The sequence below is a fragment of the Mariniblastus fucicola genome (assembly GCF_008087665.1).
GTDB lineage: Bacteria > Planctomycetota > Planctomycetia > Pirellulales > Pirellulaceae > Mariniblastus > Mariniblastus fucicola.
Genome location: NZ_CP042912.1, coordinates 3,996,141 through 4,019,754 on the forward strand (window position 1 = coordinate 3,996,141; position 23,614 = coordinate 4,019,754).

Consider the following 23,614-nt stretch of genomic DNA (forward strand, 5'->3'; position numbering starts at 1 on the left):
CACCATGACATATTCCTCGATAAAAGGCGCCTGGCTGGCCGTTGCGGTGGCAATCGCTTGGCTACCTGCCGGCTTCGTTTCGGCGCAGGTCAAAACGTTGATCGCGGATTCCTGCATTCATTGTCACGATGAATCGACCGATACCTCGCTGGATTTTGACGCACTCGACTTCGACTTGAAGGATGAGAAGACGTTCGCCATGTGGGAGCGAGTGTACGATCGCGTTGCCGCTGGTGAGATGCCTCCCGAAGACGAAGATCGCCCTGACCAAACCACCCAGAAAAAAGCCCTCGCCCAGATTCACGACTCGCTCAGCAAACGCAGTCTGGCGATTCAAAAGGAGAACGGGCGGTCAACGATCAGGCGTCTGACTCGGACTGAATACGAGTACTCGCTGCACGATCTACTTGGAATCAAAACCGAGTTGGCGAGATTGCTTCCCGCCGAAAACGAGTCGGGATTCGACACCGTCGCGAAGAATCAGGGAATCTCGCAACTTCACGCGAAATCCTGGCTAATCGCGGCCGACGCAGCGATCGATTCGGCAATCAATTTGGGCGTTGAACCAGACAGCAAACCGCAGCGTTTTGAAATGCTGGAACTCGAATCGGTCAAAAACCATTTTGCGCCCGAAGGCGGTAAGAACAAGCACATCATCCTGGGAAAAGAAGACGACGGGATCGTGATCTTTGAATCCGGATCGACCTATTTGTACAGCTTGAAAAAGTCAGGGATGGATCATTCCGGCACGTTTCGAATTCGCGCCGAAGCCGAAACATTTCGCAGTGACACTCCGATCGTTGTGGCATTTTTTGCGGGCAGCTACAGCCGTGGCCAGTCCCGGATTCTCGACTATTGGGATGCTGTTCCCGGCGAAACTCTGGAGATTGACTTCGAACCCACGCTGCGACGGGGCGAGTACATTTTTCCGCAAGCGTTTGAGCTGATGAAGTCGAAAGACAATGCGAACATTTGGAATGTTGGCCCGGAGAAATACGAAGGTGCCGGCCTGAAATTGAAATGGGTTTCGATCGAAGGTCCGCTCCACAATTCCTGGCCACCGGTTAGTGCAACGAATTTATTGCCCGGAGTGAAATTCAATAAACGCGAGCATCTTGCATGGCGGAACAATCGGCACATTCAATTTGACATTGAAACGCCGGAAGGAAATCCGTTGGCGACGATCCGAAAAGGCATCAGTAAACTCGCGGCCAGAGCATTTCGACGCCCGCTGCGAAAAGGGGAAGCGGACGAGTACCTCGTGATCGCGAAAAACGCACTCGATGAAGGTGCAGCGTTTGACAAGGCGTCGCGGCTGGCAATGCGAAGCGTCCTTTGCTCGCCACATTTCCTGTTTCACTCGGGCGAACCTGGTGAACTGGATGACTTTTCCCTGGCCAGCCGACTATCGTACTTTTTTTGGAAAAGCATCCCCGATTCGACGCTGCTCAAACTCGCAAACGCGGGAGAGCTATCCGATGACGAAGTGTTGAGGCAACAAGTCGATCGAATGCTCGACGATCAGAAAGCAAATCGGTTCTTCGGTGATTTCCTTGGCCAGTGGTTGGAACTTCGACGCATCGACGCCACCTCGCCTGATTCGCGACTGTACCCTGAGTACGATCCGGTGTTGCGGTCGGCGATGACGGAGGAAAGCGAAGCGTTCTTTGGCGAGCTGGTGAAAGAAGATCTTGGCGTCGCAAATCTGGTCGATTCCGACTTTGCGATGCTTAACCGTCGGCTTGCTGACCACTACGGCATCAGCGGCGTCGAAGGTCAACACATTCGCCGCGTTGACACGAAAGGCACCGTTCGCGGCGGATTTCTGACTCAAGCCGCAATTCTGAAAACAACGGCGAACGGAACGACAACTTCTCCAGTTCGACGCGGCAATTGGGTGCTGACCAGCATTCTCGGGACGCCTTCGCCTCCTCCTCCACCGAACGTCGGAGCGATTGAGCCGGACACGCGTGGCACGACAACGATTCGTGAGGAACTCACGGCTCATCGCAACTCCATGGTGTGTAACAGCTGCCACAAGAACATTGATCCACCCGGGTTCGCGTTGGAAAGCTTTGACGTAATCGGCGGATTTCGCGAGAAGTATCGTTCTGTTGAACACGGTGATGCACCGAAGACGAAACTGTTTGGACGTCACATTTGGGAATACAAACTTAATCTGCCAGTCAATCCATCTGGCGAAACTCCTGACGGGGTTTCGTTTTCGGACATCGAGTCGTACAAGCGAATTCTGGCCAAACGCAAACGTAATCTGGCAGAGAACCTCGTCCGGCAGTTGGTGGTTTACTCGACGGGCGCCGAAATCCAGTTCGCCGACCGAGCGAAGATCGATAACATTCTGAAGCAATGCGAAGACGATGATTATGGTGTGAGATCTCTGATTCACGCCGTTGTGCAATCCAAACTGTTCAGGCACAAATAGGACGCAGCATGAAACTTCCACTCAATCGAAGATCATTCCTCCAGGCTGCCGGCGTCGCGATCGCGATTCCAGCCATGGAAGCTCTCGCGCCCACTCGCGCACTTGCTGCGATCGCCGCCGCGCCGCCCAAGCGTCTGATCACGATCTGCACGACACTGGGTTTACACGCTCCATCGCTGTTCCCAGAAACTGCTGGCACAGATTACGAGATGACACCTTATCTGAAACATCTGGCTGAGCATCGGGACAAGTTCACTTTGTTCGCCGGATTGTCTCACCCAAACCAGGCGGGCAAGGATGGTCACTCCTCACAGATGACCTGGCTAACCGCGGCCGAGAATCCGGGACTTTCGGGATTCCAAAATTCGATCTCCATCGACCAGTTGGCCGCGGAAAAACTGGGCTACGTCACGCGGTTTCCGTCGATCACGCTTAGCTCCGACGGCGGCAGCAGCCAGTCCTACAACCGCAGCGGCGTCATGGTTCCGGCCGAGCATCGTCCGTCAAAGGTTTTCGCGGACATGTTCCTGCAAGGAAAAGAATACGAGATCAAAAAACAGAAACAGTTGCTGGGAGAAGGCCGCAGCATCCTTGATCTGGTTGGAGGACAGGCAAATCGCCTCAAGCGTAACGTGTCGGCGAACGATCGCGAGCGACTGGAGGAGTACTTCAATTCGATCCGCGAAGCCGAACGAAACCTGGGCGAAGCTGATGCGTGGGTGGATCGCCCCAAACCAAAGGTTGACGCCGAATTGCCGCCGGACATCGCCAAGGACAATGATCTGATCGGCAGAACAAACCTGCTGATGAAGCTATTGCCGCTAATCGTGCAATCGGATTCATCACGAGTGATCACGGTCACGCTGCATGGACGAAATGATGTTCCCGTGGTCGACGGCGTGAAGGACGACCACCACAACCTGTCGCATCATGGACAGGACGAAACAAAGATCGCTCAGCTGATGCGCATTGAGACCGAGCTGATGAAATCGTTCGCTGGCTTGCTGGGCGGACTGTCGGAAAAGAAAGAAGCCGGCAGTTCTCTGTTGGACAACACGATGATTGTGTTCGGCAGCAATCTTGGAAACGCGAACGCGCACGACTGGAGAAACTTGCCCATCATCGCGGCAGGCGGAAAGTTCAAGCATGGCCGGTTTGTGAAGCACGACGCGGAAAAGAACGTACCGCTGAGCAATCTTTACCTGACGATGTTGCAGAATCTGGGAATCGAATCCGACAAATTCGGCACCAGCAGTTCGACGCTGACGTGGTAGTGGCCGTCTATTGTTCCGTGATGCTTACTTCCCGGATAAAGTCGACGCTTGAAAACAGATCATTGTCCAAAACGTTGACGTCTCTGCTGAACTGAACGTCAATCGCAAACCACTGGCCGGATGACGACGAAACCGGATAGCCTAACGGGCTGAAGATTTCGTTATTCTCAATCGTCAAGCCAGATACGTTTCGAGCCGCGATCGCTGTTTTTCCCCAGCCTCGAAACACGTTGTCTACGATTTCGATTCTCGAGAGCCCATATTCGTCGCGTTCCACGAACTCATGGCCGAGTCGATCCATGTTGAAAGCCACGACTCCGGCGAGATAGTCGTTTCCAAAGTATCGGCTGCTGAAACCGTTTCGCAGGAACCGATTGTTCTGCACCAGAACATTGCTGGAATACAAACCGACCGGCCAATTGGACTCGTTGTGACCAGCGATCGCCGAATCGGTCAGTCCGTGATAGGTGCTGTCTACCAGTTGAACGTCATCGGCCATCACGAATTGCCCGTAGCGACGAGCGTTCGACAAAGTCGCACCCTGCACCAAGAATCCTTGAGAAGTCGATGCGTTGTAAACGGCCGTATCGTTTTTGAAACCATCGCTGTCGATCGTACTGGGTCCCGTCGCGAAACGAATTTCGGTAATCGGCCTGTCGAAAGTCAGTGATTGGGTCGAGAGAACTCCGAACTGAGGATGGCCAAACTCAATCTGCTCGACCGCCACGACTCGAGACTGATAAAGTGTTTTTCCTTCGGTCGGATCGACGAATGTTGCCAGATCCCCGACTCTCCAAAGCTGTTCACTGACTCCGGCCAGCACATCGACATTCACTGCGGCAACCGTGATCGTGTTTGTCACAGGCTTTCCAACGATCACCGAAGGCACCGTGTAAAAGTTCATCACATCATCGCCAACCGCATCGAAACTCGAATCTTCGACCCAAAACCCGGTCCGCAGCGATTGCCCATGAACCGCGTCTGCGTTGATCGAACGCCAGCGACCGTCAAGAACTTCCGCGTTCGAGCGAATTACGTTGACATATGCAGCTTCCTTCGCCGTCAGAAAAGCCGATGGAGAAGAATAAATGGTGACGTCGATCACACTCACGTGCTCTGCACCAGCGAACACACCAATCGCACCGACATTGGTCCGTCGCTGAAGCACGTAGCGATCGCCCGATTCAATATTCGTAAAATCGTCTACTGAAATTCGATAGCGGCGATTGCCTAACGATTCGATGGCTGTGGTTCGATAGTGCCAGCGACTGTTGTATTTCAGCCGCGAACCGGTATCGCCTTCCAGCAAGAATCCCCAAGCCTGGACGCCGTCTACATTTCCCGACACAAATGTATCGTCCGGTTCAATCGTGGCACCCGAATCTACTTCGAACACAAAACTTTTGGAGCTTTCATCCACCGAGACGATGTTGCCCTGGGAAAACGTGTTTGCCCGATACAGATCATCGACTGGATTGAGGGCGTCGCGGTAGAGTTCCGCGTAGTCAATCGTGAAATCTCTCAGGATAACGTTGGACGAATCGAGGACGCGAAACAGCCCCCGGTCGAAGTTCTCAACAACAAAGGTTGCCCCCTGTCCATCGATTTCAAATCGGTCCTGATTGATCAGCGTAAAAAAGTAGCGTGGGTTTCCGATCGAAGACTGGTCCGTCGAATAGAAATTGTAGATGCCATCCTCAAACACGATTCGTGTCGGCAACTCTGAGCGACGTGCTTCCAGAATCGCATCCGTCAGGCCCTGGACGTCGCTATTTCGATCGTTCGGAATCGCCCCAAAATCACGGACGTAAAGCACTTGCTCGGCCTCGATCGCACGCAGCGGTTCGGCTCTGGGAAGCTCCCGAACCAGTGAGAAATCGGCTTCAAAGCGATCTCCTGCGTGGTTGTTGTTGGCGCCGAAGGCAACGTAGACAGTGTCGCCTTTCTGCAAATTGCCAAAATCGACATCGAAGGAACGTTGTTGGTTGGCCAGCACAATGTCGCTTGCTCTGACGTCATCAGTTCCATTAACGAACACTCGAATTTCAATTCCGTCATGCGATGCAGAAGAGGTTTCGAGAAAACTGTCCGTCAAACTGTAGTGACCTGAACGCTCGATCGTATGAGCCGCAATGACGTAGCGATCATTGAACCGGGAGGAATCGGTATACCCGAATCCGACATGACCGCCGGTTGACGTCAGCTTCAGATGATACTGTGGCGAGTTGCTGAACTCGGTAGAACCTGTCGGAGTCAGTAATCCTTCGTCGACGCGGTTTAGCGGAAGATAAGAACTCACATCGTCGATCGATCCCGTGGTCAGATCGCCAGAACTTCCTTCGGCGTTCCACCCTTGAGGAGCATTCCACAGCATTCGCCAATCCGTTTGGCTAATCCGATCATGGTCGTCCAGTGACCGATCCGAGTCGGTGGTTGTTCGAAAATTTGCCAACGATTGAACGCGATCGTGGTGGATTCGAATCGAATAGTCGACTTCAAACCGGTCGAAAGCGTGGTTTCCGTTGGACCCGAAAGCGACTCGAATCGAATCGCCCGCGTTGAGATGGCCAATCGTCAGATCAAAAAATCCGGTGTCATCGACATCGACGACGCTCTGCTGAAGGGCCGCATTCTCATTGACGAAAACTCTGACCTCGACGCCATCGGAGGCATCGTATCCGAACGACGCTACGCCAAGAAACGAATCAGAGATCGAGTAGACTCCGCTTTCTGAAGCGGTCCAACTGGCGATCGCGTACCGATTGGAGACTTTCCCCGGATGGCCTCCAGTTCCATTGAGCATCAACGCGCCGGTATCGTCGGTGGGATTTGACGGCCGAAGCACGCCGCTGCTTCCCTCCAACGAAGCGATCTGAATCTGATCGTCGAGGCGGTCGGAAACGTTGAATCCGTAGCTCCATCCAGTTTCCGCGTTCGAAAAATCATCTCGGTAGTCCGCGACAACAATGCCGTCGGCAGAGAGCATGGCTCGGTTTTCGAGCGTTTGGTACTGCAGCGAAACGCGAGAAAGAGATGGGGAACGTTGTTTGGTGCGCGACATGGTAGAAAAACTTGGGGCGTTTTGATCGTCAGATCCAATCTTAACCCAATTCATTTATTGTCGCGTTTCGTTTTCCTAGCAGATCGGATTTCGTGGCGTTCCAGGATGCAAGGCGATAAAAACCATCCAAAACCCTGCCATAAAACCCGCTGTGATGATGAACTGAACCATGTTTTTTTCCTTACAGATATTTTGCTCTGTAATTGAAATCGCAGTTCGATGGACAAAGCTGGTCCATGGTCGTCGAAAAATCCGACAGCCCGCAAAGTTTAACATTTCCGATACGCGGGCTGAATGATAATGCGCAGTTCAGCAGCTTCGGCCGAAGTCTAGCGATAGAGAGCCGAACCGACGCGAACGATTGTCGCGCCTTCTTCGATCGCGATTTCAAAATCGCCGCTCATCCCCATCGAAAGCTCCCGCAAGGCAACGTTGTCCGTTTGCACATCGGAATGCGCGTCGCGAATTTCGCGAAGCAAAGCAAACTCTCCCCGCGCATCGTTCTCATCGCCAGCAAGTCCCGCCATGCACATCAGCCCCTCCAGTCTGATCGAGGGCAGGGCAACGATCCGCTCAATGGCAGACGCAACTTCGTCCGCTGAAAATCCGTGCTTCGATTCTTCGCCTGAAACATTGACTTCCAACAGGCATCGAACCGTTTTGTCCTGGGCGGCGGCCTCTTTGGCGACCGCGTCAATCAGGGAGTCGCGATCAAGGGCGTGAATCAGCGTCGCGTGAGCCAACGTTCGCTTGACCTTGTTGCGTTGCAAGTTCCCGATCATGTGCCACTCAATGTCCAAATCGGAAAGCTGACGGGCTTTCTCCTCAAGCACCTGAGGCCGATTCTCACCAAGAACCGTCGCTCCTGCGTTGAACAGTTCGCGAGTCGTTGCGGCATCGACATACTTCGTGACGGCAACCAGCGTGACGTCACCAGCGTTTCGCCCACTTCGCTGTGCCGCATCCGCGATCCGTTGACGGACTTCGGCAAGTCTGGTTTTGAAATTGTCTTCCATGTGATGCTTCCTGACCGTCCCTGAGCTATTCGACTTCGACCAATTCGGAAACCTGCCCGGCGGCATTGAACCTGGCGGCGAAGAAATCACCGGCGAAGTTCTGGCCAAGGAACGTCCGGTTGCCAATCGACTGGAGGGCTCGATAGAAAACCCATTGCTGTTCGTCGACTTGGACGCGAAATGCAGCAGCAACTTCCGGGCGAACGATCTGCAATCCTTCGGCGACGGTCAGCGATCGCCAAGTCCGCTTTTTGTGACTGCGTTTCGGGTCGAGATCGATAAACATCGGGCTGTAAAGTGCTCCGCCAGACGACTGCAACTGAACCGCACGCTCAAGTCGCAGTTCGTGAACATTCCGCGTTTCATCCTTGGATGCCGACAGTAAACCGCGGCATCGTTCGCTGGACCACTCGGGAAGCGAGATCGGCAATACAAGCGATTGAATGCCTTTGCCGTCAAGGCTGAGATACAACTCTCGCGTCCCGTTCTCGCGGACCACATCGACACCTTTCGCCAGCGGAACCTTAAGGCGATAGTCGAGCTCGCCGGCACCGCTTTTGAATACCGCGTCGGCGAAGAACAGAAAGTGTTCCTGCTTGGAAAGCAGCAACTGTCGATACAACTTGAGATCTCCGCATTTGAGTTCGAGCTCCAAATAGCTGACCTCTTCATTGGAAAGTTCGCAGACGACTTCGAAGCTTGCGTCGCTCAGATCGACAGGCTGACCGTCGTCGCGAATTTCAAGAGCAAGTGCCCCCTGGATCAATCGTTCGCGAGTCGAAACTTCCATCAAGCTATGCGGCGTGGAAAAATCGAGCGCCACCAACGGCGACTTTGGCAGCCATGAGCTTTTCAAAATCGCAGATTCCGCCCACTCTGACACGCATCCCGGTTCGACAAAATCAACATCCCTGACCGACGCCTTCTTTTTCCCTTGTCGCTGCGTCAGGCCGCTGATCTCAGCGAGCCGGCGGGCACGTCCATCGGGATCGAGCTGCAGGACGAATTCGACGAACGATCGCTCGGACCGGGTCTGCGGCGACGCCCCGAGGACAGGGCGATGTTTGGGACCGTGCAGCCGAACGAACTGTTCAGGCACCCATTCCATCTGAGCGTAAAAGCTGGACCCGAGTTTGAAGTTGCAGGACTTGGCGAGCTGAATGCAGCGGGTCCATGACGCGGCCAAGGGAGCAAAATGCCTCAAGCAACACGCGTTCGGCCAGGCGTCCGAATCCAGCAACTCTCGAGTGACTTCGACAAACCGCTTCGCGGCCAGCTTGCCTTCTTTCTTGAACGGCTTGATCGCAATCAGCTGTGATGCAATCGTTAACGGCAGCTCAATCGCCAACCACTGATAAAGCAAAACGGAATCCGGTTCGTCGGGATCGACGACATGCTCGATACTCTGCAACGACCGAATCACACGCTCGAAATGTTGATCGTTTCCGTCAAGGACGATGCTGCGCAGTCGACTTGCCACCAGCAACGCAGACAATGCAGCCAACAGCGGCAACTCGTTTGCACTTTCGGCGTCGGAAACTTCCTGAGTAAACGACTCCAGCCCACTTTGCCGAAACGCATGGGCACTCGATGCGATTGATTCAGACAAGCTGGCTAACTGCTCAAACTCATGGTCGCTGGAGCCGCGTGAAACGACGTGCTCGATCAGCGGCGCAACGTTTGAGACTAACTGATCGTCGAGTCCATAACAAAGCTGTTGAACAGACTTTTTCGATGTCCTGGCCAGCGGTTCTGTCTTGCGGACCTTTTTGGCTGTCTTGTGCCAATTCTCAGAAACGTCGTCGAGCCACTGATTCATTTGCGCATCATGATCCGCATTGGCTTCAGAGTCGATTCTCGACGGCTCGCTGAGCAATCGTTCAGTGGAAGATTGAGCCATATTTTGTGGTGAATTGGAGATCATTTTATTTTGACCGTTACAAGGCAGGAGGGCCAATCATAACAACAGGATTCCGAAATTCAGCAACCTTCGCGACAACTTTTTTACAGCGGTCATTTTGCTGCCGCAATCGAAATGGCTCATGACGATTCTTTGGACCACGCGTATACTTCAGGGACTCATTTTTCGCACAAGGATTCAGAAATGATCGCCAAACCTTCTCACCTCGCCATCCTTTTCATCGGCTTGCTGCTGACCTCGTTTGTTGGTTGTGCTGATGCTCGCCAGGACCGAAGCGAAATCCCGGCCACAATCGGGGAGGTCCAGGACGCGGATCCAGACACTCAGGATCCGGAAGAAAAACCTGCTGCAACGGTCGACAGCGGTTCGAAGTCGAACAAACTGGAATCGGCAAAGCCACCCAAGCAGGACTTGGTGACGCTGATGAAGAAAGAGGAAGAGGAGTTTGAGAAGCAGACGATTGAAATCCCAGGAACGTGGAAGCGACTGGGCAAAAACCACATATGGGTTGACCCAAAGAACAAACGGGTGATCGTTCGGGGAGCGATTTGTTTGCAGGAAGGCTTGCTGGAGATGTTCGCCTGTCCACGTCAAACCAAGGAGCATGAGGCAATCATTTCGGTCCATGCGAAAGCTCAGGAGGCCCATGCTTCGATGTTGGCAATCGGTATCAAACCGGGTAAACCGATGACCTGGGTAGAGGAGTACTTTCCAGTTGACGGTCCAGTGATCGACATTGAAATTTGGTGGACGGACAAAGATGGAAAGCTTGTCAAGCGACGGGCCCAGGACATGATTCGCAACACGGATACGGGCAAGGCGATGGCCAGCGATTTTGTATTCGGCGGTAGCAAAGAAATTTATGATCCGCACCACAAACGCAACGACTATCTGGCTGACTACGGCCCGATGATAAATGTCGCGAACCAGCCCGATGCAATGATCGACGTTTCGATCCAGAGCAGTGCCGAGGCCCAGGGTTCTCTGTTCGAGGCTTTCACAGAAAACGTGCCGCCCGTGAACACGAAGGTCTACGTAGTGCTGTCCGACAGCGGAAAACGAATCGCAGCCAAAAAGGGCAAGCCACAAACAAAGTAGGCTCGTCAAGGCAGCCCGCCTGGCTTCCTCTCAAGCGGGTAATGGTTTGAGCAGCTCAGCCCCGTCCAACCCAAGCCTTGTCCAACCCAAGCCTTGTCCAACCCAAGCCTTGTCCAATCCAAGTCCTCACCTCGCGGACGGTCAACGATGCAAAGGGGCGGTCTGGTTAAAAACTAAGACCAGGCACTGTTTGACAAATTGATTTTCATGTCGTCAACGCGGCAGCGGCGAGGCGCTATCCGCTGATAAAAAGCGCAACGGACCGGCGGCTAATGCCTTGCCGGCCACATTTATCAAACAGTGCCTGGCTCGTGCCTAGCAACTACTTCTTGCCCGTCAACGCTTCCGGGTTATCCAGCACCATCATGTGGCCATGGTCGGCCGTCATGATCAGAGCCGTATCTTCCCAGCTGCTGTTTTTCTCAACCCACTGCACGATTTTGCCAAAGGCTTCATCCGCACTGAGAACCGCGCCGATCGAATCGTCAATGTTGTTGTTGTGGTTGGCCCAGTCGATATCTCCCGACTCAACCATCAGCCAAAACCCTTTCCTGGAACCACTTTGCTTGTAGCTTTCAAGAACATCCAACGCCGCGACTGCCATTTCGGCAAGCTTCGGATTCTCGCCCAGTTCTTCTTTCGAATAGCGATCAGCCTGACTTTTGCCGCGTGTCGGGTCATAATTTCCATCAGCGGTTTGATATGGAAGATGACCGCCAGACCCGCCGAAAAACCCGAACAGCCGGTTGCCGTCGGTGGCTGCCAACAGAGCCGCGTCGGCAAGCAACTGAGCACCGTCTTCTCCGGGATGCCGTTGAACGACGAAATACTTACCACCGTTGTCGACGTCGATTTCGTTCAGGTCCGCTTCGGCCAGGTACTTGTTCCCTGGCACAAAATTGGTGCCCTGTTTTTTGAAATCGTCTTCTTTGACTTCACCCCAGCCACCGCCGATCAGAACATCGACACCGACGAGAGGTTGCTTTCGATGTGACGCCGATCGCAAGCCCAGCAAGTCACGAGTTATGTCTTGGTAGTCGTTGCGATTCACGTTGTGTGCGTAAGCAGCACCGGGCGTGGCGTGACTGATTGGGACGCTGCTAACAACGCCGATCGCGTACCCCTGTTCCTGGCATTCATGGGCGATCGATGTCAGTTGTTTCCCGTCGGGTCCGACGTTGATCGAGCCGTTGAACGTTTTCTTGCCTGTCGTCATCGAAGTCGCCGACGAAGCCGAGTCTGTGTACGCGTGCCCCTTGCTGGCGGATTTTCCCAACAGGTATCCGGGATCCGCTGGACGACTCCACGGCGTCTTTCCACCAAGCTCCGGCGAATAGCCACCGGAAGGTTCGTCGACCGAAGAAACCAACTGGCTGTCGACATCAAAGTCAGCACTTTTTGCGTACGGACTGGTCACCACATAGCCAAAGCTGGAACTCTTGGCCTTGTAATCCAGAAACGTCAACCCGCGGCCCTGGCCTTTGGTGTAGGTCACCTTTTTATTTTTATAGATCGAAGCCGCCTGAGTTGTGTTCCAGTCCATGCCGTCACAAACGAACAGGATGACGTTCTTCTTGCCAGATTCGATCGCGTCTTTCTGCAAACGATAGATATCGGTTTGATCAAAATAACTGGCCGATCGGTTATACGTATCTCGTGGTACGTGGCCGTAGAGTTTTTCGAGCTTTTCCTTGTTGCGATAAATGCTCTCTTTACCGCGATATTTCTTCAGTGAAATCCCGAACGTGTAAACGGGAATCAACCGATTTGAATGGTTGGTCCAGTTCGAGAATTTGTCTTTGCGATCGCCCCAGTGGATCCAGTCCGCGGACTCCGAATCTACAGCTTCGAACTGCATTTGCCGCAAAAAGTCAGTCGACTCGATTGCGTCCGGTTTGGCGGTATCTTCAACGTCCTGTTGGGCACAAACGGGTGCTGATGACAATGCAGATAACAGCAACATCAGCACGCCCAGCACGGTGAAGCGTTTGTTTTCAAAGTTTGCGGGTGCGAGTATCATGGTGGCCTTGCGGGAAAACAAATTGGCGAAACAAAACTATAGTCAATCAACTCCCTCAGTCGATGCCCTATCTTCACGTCACATTATAGCGAGCGACTCTGTGAGCCAAACCATCAATGCCCTCCGTCTGCACAGCAGCAATCCGATCAAGCCAGGTGCAGAAGATCTGACGGCGAATCTTGCGGTCGAATCTGTTGAACTGCCTGACCCGGGCGTCGGCGAAGTCCTTGTTCAGCCACTGTATGTCGGCATCTGCGGTTCGGATAACAGTGCCAGTCTGGCAAAGCCCAATTTTGATTGGGTCGAGCGACCACGAACGATCGGGCACGAGTGCAGCGGACGAATTGTCGCATTCGGTCCGGACACCGAGAACGCGGTTTCACACAATCTTAAAGTCGGTGATGAAATCTGCATCGTTCCCATGCGAGGCTGTGGCGACGATCGCTGTCGTGGCTGCCGTCGCGGTCGTCCAAACTATTGCCGCAAAAAGAAAATCTTTGGCTTCCATCGGGACGGTGCGATGGCTGAAAAAATGGTCGTCAACGTCGAACGCTGCATGCCGCTGCGACACGGATTGACGCCGCTGCAGGGTGCCGTCGTCGAGCCATTGTCCGTTGCAGTGCAGGGAATTCATCGCAAATGCAACATTCAGCCCGGGATGGACGTGGTCGTTTCCGGCTGCGGAATCATTGGGATGATGACAGCCGAATTGGCGAAAGCCGCGGGGGCTCGCGTAGCCGTTACCGGACTTGAGAACGATCGCAACGTGCGTTTGAAATTGGCCGAAGAACGCGGTTTCATCCCGATCGTCGTCAGCGCCGACCAGCCGCTGCACACTCAGCTGAAAAATGGCATCGAGGACCTTAACGGCGTCCGCTTCGGCGACGAGTATGAAGACGGTACCGTCGATACGTTAATCGAGTGCTCAGGTGCGCCACCGGCACTCGGATCGGCAGGACTTTCGGTGCAACTTGAAGGCACGATCTGCGTCATCGCGACTTTCGGCAGCGACGTAACTTTCCAGGCAACTGCTTTCGTGCGTAGCGGCCAGACGATGACCGGAGTCATGGGCTCGAATCGGGAAGACTTTGAGAACGCCCAGACGTTGCTGGCCCGCGGCGTTTTCCCAGTCGACGTTTACTCCAAAGAGTACGCTTTTGAAAATGCCATTCAGGCGATGCATGATTCAATTTCGGCTCAAACTACCAAGGCGATCCTCAAGGTTTGAGCAACGATATCGCATTGCGTAGGCGTCGCCTCTGGCGCCTTCGGCGGCTCTCGACTTGCAAGTCAATTTCAACATTCCACTCGAATTCATCATGTCAAAAATTTTCATCACTGGCGGCACCGGTTGCATTGGGGCTTCCGCGATTCACAATCTGCTAACCCACTACGGTTCGGAGATTGAGTCCATCATCATCGTCTCGCGGACCGGTGATCCCAAACTGATGAAAATTTGGCTGGGCGATTCGATCGACGAACTGGTCGAATCTGGAAAGCTACAGTTCGTCGCCGTCGATATCGGAGACAGTGATGCGCTGGAGAAAGCACTTCAGGAGCACCAACCTACTCACATCATGCATCTTGGTGCACTCCAATCGCCCGATTGCGATTCGACGCCGGCGAAAGGCGTGGAGATCAATGTGCTGGGAACGTTGAACCTGTTCGCAGCGGTCGAAAAACTGGAAACGAAAGTCGAGCGGTTTGTGTTCGCCAGCTCTGCGGCTGTTTACGGCAAGCGTTCGATGTACGCGGGCGATATCATCCCTGAAAGCGAAACGTTGGCCCCGCCAAATTATTACGGAGTCTGGAAAGTTGCTGGAGAGCATCTGGCGGCTTTGTTCCACGAACGCAGTGGCATCCCAACAGTTTCCTTGCGGCTGAACACAACTTACGGCCCGGGCCGCGACCGTGGAAAGACGTCGGCTCCAACGGTTGCCCTGAAGTCGATCGCACTCGGTTCGCACGACGGGAAATCAATCGCATTCAGGATGCCGTATCAGGGACGCGAGAATTATCACTACGTGGAGGATGTGGGGGCTCACTTCGCAGGCGTCTGCATGTTGCCGTTTGAAGGCTGCGAGGCGTTCAACATCAAAGGCAAGACGATTCCAGTGACTGAGTTTCTTGAGATCGCGTCGAGTGTTGCGACCGAGTTGGGAATGAACGAAATTGACCTTGGCGTGGAAGAGGATGCTTCGCCAAACCTGTTCATCTGTGATTTGGATGACCAGAAAGTCGACGCCGCGTTTCCGGGTTTGCCCAAGACGCCGATCGAGGTCGGAGTTCGCAAATCGCTGGAGACATTCCAGAAGCATGCCGCTGCGGGCGAACTGAAACTATAAGCCAGCGACGGTTTGACTTCACGTGGCGTTTGCTTTTCTTCACTACTCCTGCGGACGTCGGCTGCAAATCACGTGTCCCAAACAGGCTTGGTCAACCGCGGCTTCAGACCGTTTCTGGAACTGCCACTGTTCTGGATACGGGATTTTCTTCAGGCATGTCAACGGGCGCCCGGCCGGAAATGGCTCGGACCGCGTTGCAGAATTGATGAGCAGAAAACTGCGGTGAAACGTGCGACACAGCGTCTCTGGCTGCCACGCTCATCTGAGCCAACTCACTTGTTGGTGTTTCCAACGCTCGGTCGATCGCGTCCTCAACGGACAACGGCTCCCGCGGATCAAATACCCATCCGTTTTCATTGTCGGTCACCGTCGCCTCGACCGATTGAGCCAGCACGCTGCCGAGCACCGGCAGCCCGGAACGCATCGCTTCTGTCGGCACCAATCCCCATTCGTCGCCGAGAGTCGGGAACACGCAAATGTCCGAATCGCGATACGCCTCCGACAATTGCCCCGGACCACAGTTGCCCAACATGCGGATCTGCAAACGGTCTGACTGTAGCGCCAAAACGTCTTCTGCGAGATCACCTTCGCCAGCAATTGAAAGCGTGACCGTTTTCGCGTCATCGCAAACGTTCAAGCGATTCGCCAGCGATCTCGCGAACGGCAAAATGTTCTTTCGCTCGTTGATACTGCCGCAATAGATCATGTTGCGATGATCATCGTTTGAGAAACGCTGAACACCGTCGAAAGTTTTTTCTTCGTCGATGCAATAAGGGAAATGGAACAACTGGTTTTCATCGAAACCAATCTGATTCAAATAGCGATGACAGCTCGGACCATTGTAAGTCGCGAAATCGACTCGGCCGCGCACGAACCGTCTCAGCATTCTGCGGGCAGGTCCTCGTTCCTGTTCGATATGCTCTGCCATGTTGCCAACCATTACCAACGGCACACGACGACGCAACATTCGAAACAGCCCGCAGAGCGCCGTCCGCATTCCCATTTCATAGCTGAAAACGATGTCGGGATTGAGCCGCCGAAGTTGGCCTACCGTATCGATCGGCACATGGATGAAGTTGGGCTCTTCAAACCCGGTTGAATGTCGCGCCTTCGCCGTGTGCATCCAGTTCTTCTGGATCGTCACGTCGAGGTCTCCCCATTCTGCCGACCAGCTTCGGTCTGGTTCCATATCGGTCGAAAGCAGCAACGTAAGCTTGCCAACGTGCTTTGCAACTTCACGATACACCAATGCGTGATGCCGCCGCAGGTAATTCGTCAGCACGACAACGTGAGCGTCTTCGATCGAAGGCAAATTTGGAAAATTGCGCATTGCGTTTTTGTCAAGTTTTGGGTCGGTGGGAAGTGGTGACGCAGCAGGAAGGTGTTGCGACCGTCGATGGCATCGCCGAATTCGCAGGCGTATAGTATGGCCGTTTTCGCGGGCAGGAAATGTTAAAAATCGAATATCGATTCAGGAATCGAAGCGTACGACGGCTTTCCCGCATCCGTCGAGCCGTTTGGAGAAAACTTCGTAAGCCCTGACACTTTCGTCGACCGAAAATTCATGCGTCACGAAGCCCGCGAGATCAAATTCTCCCTTTGCGACGCGCGGTGTCAATTCATCCATGAAATGCCGGGCGGGGCAACGGCCGGTGCGATAAGTCAAATTTTTGTCATAGGCTGCGGCAGGGCCAAACTGGAAATTCGGACTGCAGTGACACCCGATGACCGCCATGTTTCCGCCGGGGCGAATCAGTCGGTAAGCCAGACTTTGGGCGTCCGGCAATCCGACGAGTTCCATGACGCAATCGGCGCCACGCCCGTCGGTGAGTGAGCGGATTTCTGATTCAGCGCGTTCGAGCCCGACGGCGCGAACGCCAAGAGCTTCCGCCTGTTTCCGCCGTGATTCCAGCGGATCGATCGCGACAACGATCTCAGCACCCATGGATTTCGCGGCGACGCAGCACAACTGGCCGACCGTGCCACAACCGATCACGACATGCGTTTTGCCAGGCCCGCACTCAGCCATTTGCGCACAGTAAAATCCGGTCGAAAAGTTGTCTCCAAGCAGCAACGCCGATTCATCGCTGACGTTCTGTGGAACCTTCATCATCGTTGCGTCGGCAAACGGCACCCGCACGAACTGTGACTGACAACCCTGCAAGCCAACGCCGTTCTCAACCCAGCCAAACAGCTGCCCGACCTCGCAGCGAGACGGAAGTTCATTCTGGCAGTAGAAACAGCTTCCACAATTGGAGGAAAATGGAATGAAGACGCGATCTCCAACGAAGAAATTTGCAACGCCACTGCCGACTTCGACCACCTCGCCGACCATCTCATGGCCCATGACGGTGTTCGCATCAAATCCGGTTTCGCGGCCGAAGAATGGATGGAGATCGCTGCCGCAAAGGCCCGCAACCGAGACACGCACAATCGCATCCGAGTTCGAGACAAAGCTGGGCTCGGGCAAATCGATCGTGGCAATCGATTCGACGTCTTTGAGCGTAATGGCTTTCAAAAGTGGATCTCCATAAAAAAAGCCAGCTCAAGATGAGCTGGCTCTGAGTTGTGACGCGATATCGCGAATTAGTATTCGTTGATAACCGTACCATCATCGATATTGCAGAGGTACTGCAGAGTATCGAGTGGAATGGTGTCATCAAGAAAGATAACGGAACCATCGGCACGTGCCATGTTGATACCGCCAGAGTGGCTGCTGTTCAACGGTGCAGCGTTGATCTTGTTGTAGTCTGACGCATTCTTCGAGTTAATCCGAAATGCGATCGACTTGGTCTGATAAGTGTGAACCGGGACAAAGAAAGGACCGCGAGCAGCCGGGTTAAAGTTATTGTCATCGTCAGCACCACAAGCCCAGCCACCACGGCGAGGAATGAAGTTGCTTACTCTGTCCTCTCCACCCGAGAATTCAGAAATCGCAAACGTGTTCGATGAACCATCGCCGATATCGCTGAACGTAACAGCGCGGTTATTGCGGAAACCTGCTGCGGTTTCCGTTGCACCTGCACTGTTCATCAGCACAACGCGGTCAGATGAGAATGGAGAAAAGACACCGTCGCAACCAATTGGATCGGGAGTGTCCGCAGCACTCGTTGGAAAGTAAACTCGAGCTTCGATGCCGTTACTGGTGTCGGCGTCAATATCAGCGACTCCAGAACCAGAGATGCCGACGTAGTGCGAAGACGATCCCCCGCTGTTGGTCAGATCATCACCCGCATCAGCTTGGCTCGCTGATGGGCAAACGAACAAAGGTTGCTCGAATCCTGAAGCCAGAACCAGTCCAGCTTCTGTACTACCGCTGAAAACGTCGCCCGTAGATTTGATATCGTCGAAAAGCGGCTGTTGATCCATGTAGGGCAGAACTGAAGCCAAAAGGCTACCTGCCTGATTGACCGAGTCATCGAAGTTTCGGAAAACCATCGACGCGTTGCCGCCTGAAGGGAAACGCTGGAAAGCACTTTGATAGTTGGTGCATGCCAGCATGACTTGGCGGATGTTGTTTTGGCAGGTGGCGCGACGAGCGGCTTCACGTGCTTGCTGGACTGCTGGAAGCAACAGGCCGACGAGAATGCCGATAATCGCGATGACGACGAGGAGTTCGACCAGCGTAAAACCACGCTTCGAATTCTTGGGTGAGATGCTCATTAAAGCTCCTGTAATGTACTTGTTCGTTGTGGGTGGAACCAACAGACCCAATGTTGAGCCAATGCTCGCCATGTGAAACTCCGTCATCCGGACCGCTGATCCAATCTTAATACACTTGAACGACTCGTCCTAGCGGATTCGCTATCAAAGACAGCAATTTGCGGACCACTACGCCTAATTAACCTAAATACGCTTTCCAAACCATTTGGAAAAAGCGATTAACCGGACCTTAACGCCCGGCGTCTCAAAACAAGAATAATTTCTCAGCCTGCGACGGGATTCATTCTGACTCAGAATCATACGGCTGTCGCAAGCTGGATCAACATTTCTTATCTGTGACAACCATTTTTGAGTCTTCTTTTACTACCAGCGACCAAGCGACTTCTTCGCGTGTGATCGTAATCTGAACTGAACCAGCTATCATGGAATAACCACCTCTAATAACAGCTGATGGAGCCTCGGGATATGCTCAACGTTGTCTGCCCAAATTGCCAGTACGGCATGAAACTGGCAAAACCCAAGACGGGCAAGTTTACGCCTAAATGTCGAAGCTGCAGCACGAAGTTCCAGTTACTTATAAAGGAACAGCCGGACCAGTCGTTCCGCTATAAGGCTACGGAGCTGCCGCAGCCAGCGTCAGGATCCAACCCAGCGTCAGGATCCAAACCGACTTCCGGCTCGAAACCGATCTCGAAAGACAGGGTGCTCCCGAACGCCAACGACCAAACGAGGATGGACCCGGAATCTGCGCCAGCTCCGACAGCTGTTCCCGCGACGCCATCGCGAGAGAAGACGAAACCCAACGTCAGGCCAGCCAAATCCAACTCGGCAACCGACGCAGCGACCAATCCTTCCGCGACTCGGCAGGGACAGCCGAAAGACGAACAGACCGTTGCGGCGGCCGGAGCAGTGGCTGGTCCCGGAAAACCGACCAGGGCAGGGCGGCTGGGACCTTATCGACTGATCAAGCTGCTTGGCGAAGGCGGTATGGGCTCGGTCTATTTGGCGAATCAAACGACGCTCGATCGAAACGTGGCGCTCAAAGTCGTCCGCAGCAAGCTGGCTCGCAACCCAAAGATGTTGGCCAGGTTCACACGCGAAGCCTACGCCGCGGCTCAGTTGGTCCATCCAAATGTCGTCCAGATTTACGACATGGGCAACGACAACGGCAACAGTTACTTCAGCATGGAACTTGTCGACGGCAGCTCGCTGCATGACTTGATGAGCGAGAAAAAGAATCTCGACCCCGACCAGGCGACCAGCTACATCCTGCACGCTGCGCGCGGCTTGCAATGTGCTCACAACGCGGGGATGGTCCACCGCGATATCAAACCCGCGAACTTGCTGGTCAATCAGGACGGGCTGGTGAAGGTCGCGGATCTGGGACTGGTCAAGGTTCCCGAACGCGAAGAAATCGACGCAGATGTGAACGAGCTCATCGCGGCTTCGGCTTCTCAGGACATTACGCGAATTGGTTCGACGATCGGCACGCCTTATTATATGGCTCCCGAGCAAGCCAAGAGTTCCGCTGTCGATCATCGCGCCGACATTTATTCACTGGGCTGTACGTTTTACGTTTTGCTGACCGGAAAACGGCCGTTCGAAGGCAAGTCTCTTGAAGAGGTTGTTTCAAAGCACAATAGCGAGCCACTGGTTCTGCCGAGCAAGGTCGTGGAGCGCGTCCCTGGTGAGCTATCGGCGATCGTGTCGCAGATGATGGCGAAGAAGCCAGAAGATCGCTATCAAAGCATCGGCGAATTGATCGAAGACCTCGAAGCGTTTCTGGGCATTAAATCCTCGACGGCGTTCACTCCGGATGAAGCTGACGCTGAAGCCATTGAGTCCGCCTGCAAGTCGTTCAACGCTCCATCAACCGCGAAGCTCCGCGGCGTCCTGCCGTTGGCTCTATTCGCGGGCTCAATCTTGCTCGCGTTCCTGACGTTCTTCGTCAGCTGGAAATTGGCGACCGGATTTTTGCTGATGCCCCTGTTCGCCGTTGCCGCGTACTTTGTCGCCAGCGGACTGAATCACGAATCGGTGCTATTCGAAAAGTCTCGCGAGCTTTTCTATCGCAGCGGGATTTTCGCCTGGATCAAGTGGACGTTTGCCGCATTATTGCTGGTCGTCGCATCGTTTCTGGTCGGCACTTTTCCGCACTGGTTATTGCTGGGAGTGCTTGGCGCTGCACTTGGGGCCGGATTCCATTTCCTGATCGACGTGCCACTGCGGAAGGCGCGGCGGGAGCCGATCGCCAAGGCTGAGAAGCTGGTTCGAAAGATGCGAATCAAGGGCGTAGAAGAAGCGACGGTTCAGACTTTTGTCGCGAAGTATTCTGCAAATCACTGGGAAGAGTTTTTCGAGGCATTGTTTGGTTATGCGGCCAAGCGTCGAGTTCGCGATGAGCTTTCGAAGTCGGAAACGGGCAAGAAGAAGCCAAAGTTTCGTGCCTGGCGCGACAACGTTTACGACAACCTCGAAAATCGACTGGAGTCGTTCGCCAATGCCGACGAACGAAAACACTTGCAGAAAGTCGAACAAGCCGGACTGGTTGCCGACGGAGTCAGTGCTTCGGACGCGAAAGCCCAAGCGACCCAGATGGCAGACGCAATCGTCGATCACGGCGACTCGATCCGGGTTGCCCAACTTGAGAAACGCCTGAAGGAAGTCGATCCGGAATTTGCAAGGGCTCAGCAACGCAAGAAAATCAAAGCCATGTTGGCGGAAGCTCGCAGCGGCAAATACAAAAAAGAGCAAACAACGCTGGAGCGAATTGGCCCGGTGCTGGATCGTTTTTTCGGCTCCTACGCTCGTTTCCTGATCGGTAGCTGCCTGGTGGTCGCGTCTCTGATGTGGGCGAACAACAACGACTTATTGGTTTCGGTCGACCAGCTGAAAGAACTCGGACAGCAAGGAGCCTCCGTGATTCAGGAGACGGTGGTCACGGGTGAGACGGGGGATGCGTCGGTACAAGCAGCGGAATCAGCCAAAGTCGCCGGTCAGGAGATGTTGGCGTCGGCCTCGAAAACGACGACTCCTTTTCTTGGTCTGATCGACAGTTTCAATCCGTTGATTGCTGGACTGATTTTGCTGTTCTCGACGATCGTGTTCGGCTGGCGAATGTCGATCTTTGTAATTCCCGCGGCGATCATTGCCATCTTTGGCGGCGCGTTTGGGATCCCGGACCTGATCCCTTTCGAAGTACCGCACCTCAACAAACTGACCGCAGTGATCGCGATCGGACTTTTCCTGGTTGGGATTGTCTTTGGCCGCCGGGAAGCATAGCCTTCGGCGCATGAAATTTGTCATACTCGATCATCGACCTTCAGAATCTGACCGAACGGCCTGCACGACGGAATCGAGCCACGAAGCTCGTACGGACGAGCGGCATTTTGATTTGATGTTCGAGGTCGAAGCCAAAGATTCGCTGCACACGATCGCTGCAGTCGAGTTGCCACTAGTGTCGTCCCAAGCGGTCGACATCACGGTGCTCGCGAATCATCGCAATGAGTATTTGAATTACGAAGGCCCCATTTCGAACAATCGCGGAACTGTCAGTCGTTACGCGTTCGGAAACTGGTCAGGGGATTTCTCCGAGCAAGCGGTGCTGACGTTCGATACTGCTTCGCGGCATTTCGCCGGCGAGTCGTGGACGATTCGAATCGACGCGGCGAACGGCGAACTACTAAGAGTCGCCTGAATCATCTGATTCGGCGTCGTCGCCCGCCGGGCTTTCAGGAGCCGGACGATTCCTTTCTTTGAAACGTTTGTTGTAGGTTCCAAGGTCGCAACCGAGGAATCCGAACGTCATCAAAAGAATTAAAGATGTCAGTAGCCGTGGAAATTGACGGTTCATTGTCTGTACTGAACTGTTATACAAGAAAGAACAAAGTGGCGATTCGCTTTGTATCAGTCTAATCAGATCCAATTCAACCTGGAAGGTTATGCCAAATTCAGCCAACGAATCTGACATTGATCCGGAACTGGATGACTTGCAGGAATCCGGACTCGATGAGTCAGATGTGACCGAACTGCCACCTGAGAAGCGCGGATTCGGTTTATGGAAATGGCTGAAACGAATTGCCATCGCGGCCGTTCTGTTTGTCGGACTGGCCGCGGCGGCCGTCTTTGTCTTGCTGGAATTGGCGAAAGCCGAACCGGAGTTCTACCGCAAAGCACTTCAAGTCGATCAGGACTTGCAGAAGCAAAATGGCAACGAGATGGAGACCCGAATTCTTGATTTAAGAAACTCGGTGCTGGTTGGAGATGCGTGGACGGCGACATTCACGGAAGACCAAATCAACGGCTGGCTGGCCTGGGACCTTGAGAACAAATTTCCAGGGCTGATTCCCCCAGAAATCACCGAGCCGAGACTGAGCGTCGAAGATCGTTCGATGACTCTGGCATTTCGCTGCAATGCGAAACCGTTTCGTGGAATCGCGGTCATTGAAGCAGACATTTTCATGACTGGGGTTCTCAACCAGGTTGGCATCCGCGTCAAATCGGTTCGATCCGGGAAGATTCCGGTGCCACTGGCTGCATTCGCCGACCAGATCTCTCACCAGCTAAAAAAGTCAGGGCTCGACATCGAATGGAACACGGAAGAAGACGATCCGGTTGCGATCGTGCAGTTGCCCGACGCGCTCGTAAAGCCCGAGGGCGGTAGCTATATCGAAATGCAGGAGATCGATATCGCGAAAGGCAAAGTTTCGGTATCCGGAGTCACGCATCTGCCGGACTATTGATGAGGATGTGCGGCGTCCTAATCGTCCTAAT

General features: G+C 53.9%; 16 protein-coding genes. 8 read left to right on the forward strand and 8 right to left on the reverse strand.

Annotated features, from left to right (window positions below):
- Positions 1-4 precede the first annotated feature (4 nt).
- Entirely contained in the window at positions 5-2,443 is a 2,439-nt protein-coding gene (locus MFFC18_RS14645; protein ID WP_084416945.1) for a DUF1592 domain-containing protein, read from the forward strand.
- An 8-nt stretch (positions 2,444-2,451) separates the two neighbouring features.
- Positions 2,452-3,717: a DUF1552 domain-containing protein gene (locus tag MFFC18_RS14650; RefSeq protein WP_075083316.1), complete on the forward strand. Its 1,266-nt coding sequence runs from the start codon at positions 2,452-2,454 to the stop codon at positions 3,715-3,717.
- A 7-nt stretch (positions 3,718-3,724) separates the two neighbouring features.
- Here the strand turns inward: MFFC18_RS14650 and MFFC18_RS14655 are convergent, their stop codons facing one another.
- The 3 genes from MFFC18_RS14655 to MFFC18_RS14665 all read right to left on the reverse strand — a co-directional run bounded on the left by MFFC18_RS14655 (position 3,725) and on the right by MFFC18_RS14665 (position 9,718).
- Positions 3,725-6,778, reverse strand: a complete 3,054-nt coding sequence (locus MFFC18_RS14655; protein ID WP_075083317.1) for a hypothetical protein — start codon at positions 6,776-6,778, stop codon at positions 3,725-3,727.
- Positions 6,779-7,107: 329 nt separating this feature from the next.
- Complete coding sequence (locus MFFC18_RS14660; RefSeq protein ID WP_075083319.1) at positions 7,108-7,794, reverse strand: YggS family pyridoxal phosphate-dependent enzyme; 687 nt, start codon at positions 7,792-7,794, stop codon at positions 7,108-7,110.
- A gap of 25 nt (positions 7,795-7,819) precedes the next feature.
- On the reverse strand, positions 7,820-9,718 hold the full coding sequence (locus MFFC18_RS14665) for a hypothetical protein (protein ID WP_148618886.1): 1,899 nt from the start codon (positions 9,716-9,718) through the stop codon (positions 7,820-7,822).
- 180 nt (positions 9,719-9,898) lie between these two features.
- On the opposite strand from MFFC18_RS14665, the gene MFFC18_RS14670 reads away from it, so the two are divergent.
- Positions 9,899-10,813, forward strand: coding sequence for a YdjY domain-containing protein (locus tag MFFC18_RS14670; protein WP_148618887.1), 915 nt, complete (start codon positions 9,899-9,901; stop codon positions 10,811-10,813).
- A gap of 322 nt (positions 10,814-11,135) precedes the next feature.
- Here MFFC18_RS14670 and MFFC18_RS14675 read toward each other — a convergent pair whose 3' ends face one another.
- A complete protein-coding gene (locus MFFC18_RS14675) occupies positions 11,136-12,833 on the reverse strand; it encodes an alkaline phosphatase (RefSeq protein WP_238381203.1) in 1,698 nt (565 codons plus the stop codon).
- A 100-nt stretch (positions 12,834-12,933) separates the two neighbouring features.
- Here MFFC18_RS14675 and MFFC18_RS14680 point away from each other — a divergent pair, with 100 nt between their 5' ends.
- Together MFFC18_RS14680 and MFFC18_RS14685 are read left to right on the forward strand one after the other, a co-directional pair.
- Entirely contained in the window at positions 12,934-14,061 is a 1,128-nt protein-coding gene (locus tag MFFC18_RS14680; protein ID WP_162273918.1) for a zinc-dependent alcohol dehydrogenase, read from the forward strand.
- 91 nt (positions 14,062-14,152) lie between these two features.
- The gene (locus MFFC18_RS14685; RefSeq protein WP_075083418.1) at positions 14,153-15,178 is read left to right on the forward strand and encodes an NAD-dependent epimerase/dehydratase family protein; all 1,026 of its coding nucleotides are present in this window, start codon (positions 14,153-14,155) and stop codon (positions 15,176-15,178) included.
- 103 nt (positions 15,179-15,281) lie between these two features.
- On the opposite strand, the gene MFFC18_RS14690 is transcribed toward MFFC18_RS14685, so the two are convergent.
- The 3 genes from MFFC18_RS14690 to MFFC18_RS14700 form a co-directional block, all read right to left on the reverse strand.
- Positions 15,282-16,508 carry a glycosyltransferase family 4 protein gene (locus MFFC18_RS14690; RefSeq protein ID WP_075083323.1) on the reverse strand — a complete coding sequence of 409 codons (1,227 nt, stop codon included), beginning with the start codon at positions 16,506-16,508 and terminating at the stop codon, positions 15,282-15,284.
- A gap of 141 nt (positions 16,509-16,649) precedes the next feature.
- On the reverse strand, positions 16,650-17,696 hold the full coding sequence (locus MFFC18_RS14695; protein ID WP_075083324.1) for an alcohol dehydrogenase catalytic domain-containing protein: 1,047 nt from the start codon (positions 17,694-17,696) through the stop codon (positions 16,650-16,652).
- Between the two features lie 68 nt (positions 17,697-17,764).
- Entirely contained in the window at positions 17,765-18,841 is a 1,077-nt protein-coding gene (locus tag MFFC18_RS14700; RefSeq protein WP_162273921.1) for a DUF1559 family PulG-like putative transporter, read from the reverse strand.
- Between the two features lie 732 nt (positions 18,842-19,573).
- Between MFFC18_RS14700 and MFFC18_RS14705 the strand changes: the two genes are divergently transcribed.
- Both MFFC18_RS14705 and MFFC18_RS14710 read left to right on the forward strand, forming a co-directional pair.
- Positions 19,574-22,123: a serine/threonine-protein kinase gene (locus MFFC18_RS14705; protein ID WP_157665078.1), complete on the forward strand. Its 2,550-nt coding sequence runs from the start codon at positions 19,574-19,576 to the stop codon at positions 22,121-22,123.
- Between the two features lie 10 nt (positions 22,124-22,133).
- Positions 22,134-22,538, forward strand: coding sequence for a hypothetical protein (locus MFFC18_RS14710; protein ID WP_075083327.1), 405 nt, complete (start codon positions 22,134-22,136; stop codon positions 22,536-22,538).
- Here the strand turns inward: MFFC18_RS14710 and MFFC18_RS24990 are convergent.
- Positions 22,524-22,694, reverse strand: a complete 171-nt coding sequence (locus MFFC18_RS24990; protein WP_157665079.1) for a hypothetical protein — start codon at positions 22,692-22,694, stop codon at positions 22,524-22,526. The two genes, MFFC18_RS14710 and MFFC18_RS24990, sit on opposite strands and share 15 nt — an antisense overlap.
- Positions 22,695-22,782: 88 nt before the next feature.
- Between MFFC18_RS24990 and MFFC18_RS14715 the strand changes: the two genes are divergently transcribed.
- The gene (locus tag MFFC18_RS14715) at positions 22,783-23,583 is read left to right on the forward strand and encodes a hypothetical protein (protein WP_075083328.1); all 801 of its coding nucleotides are present in this window, start codon (positions 22,783-22,785) and stop codon (positions 23,581-23,583) included.
- Positions 23,584-23,614 lie beyond the last annotated feature (31 nt).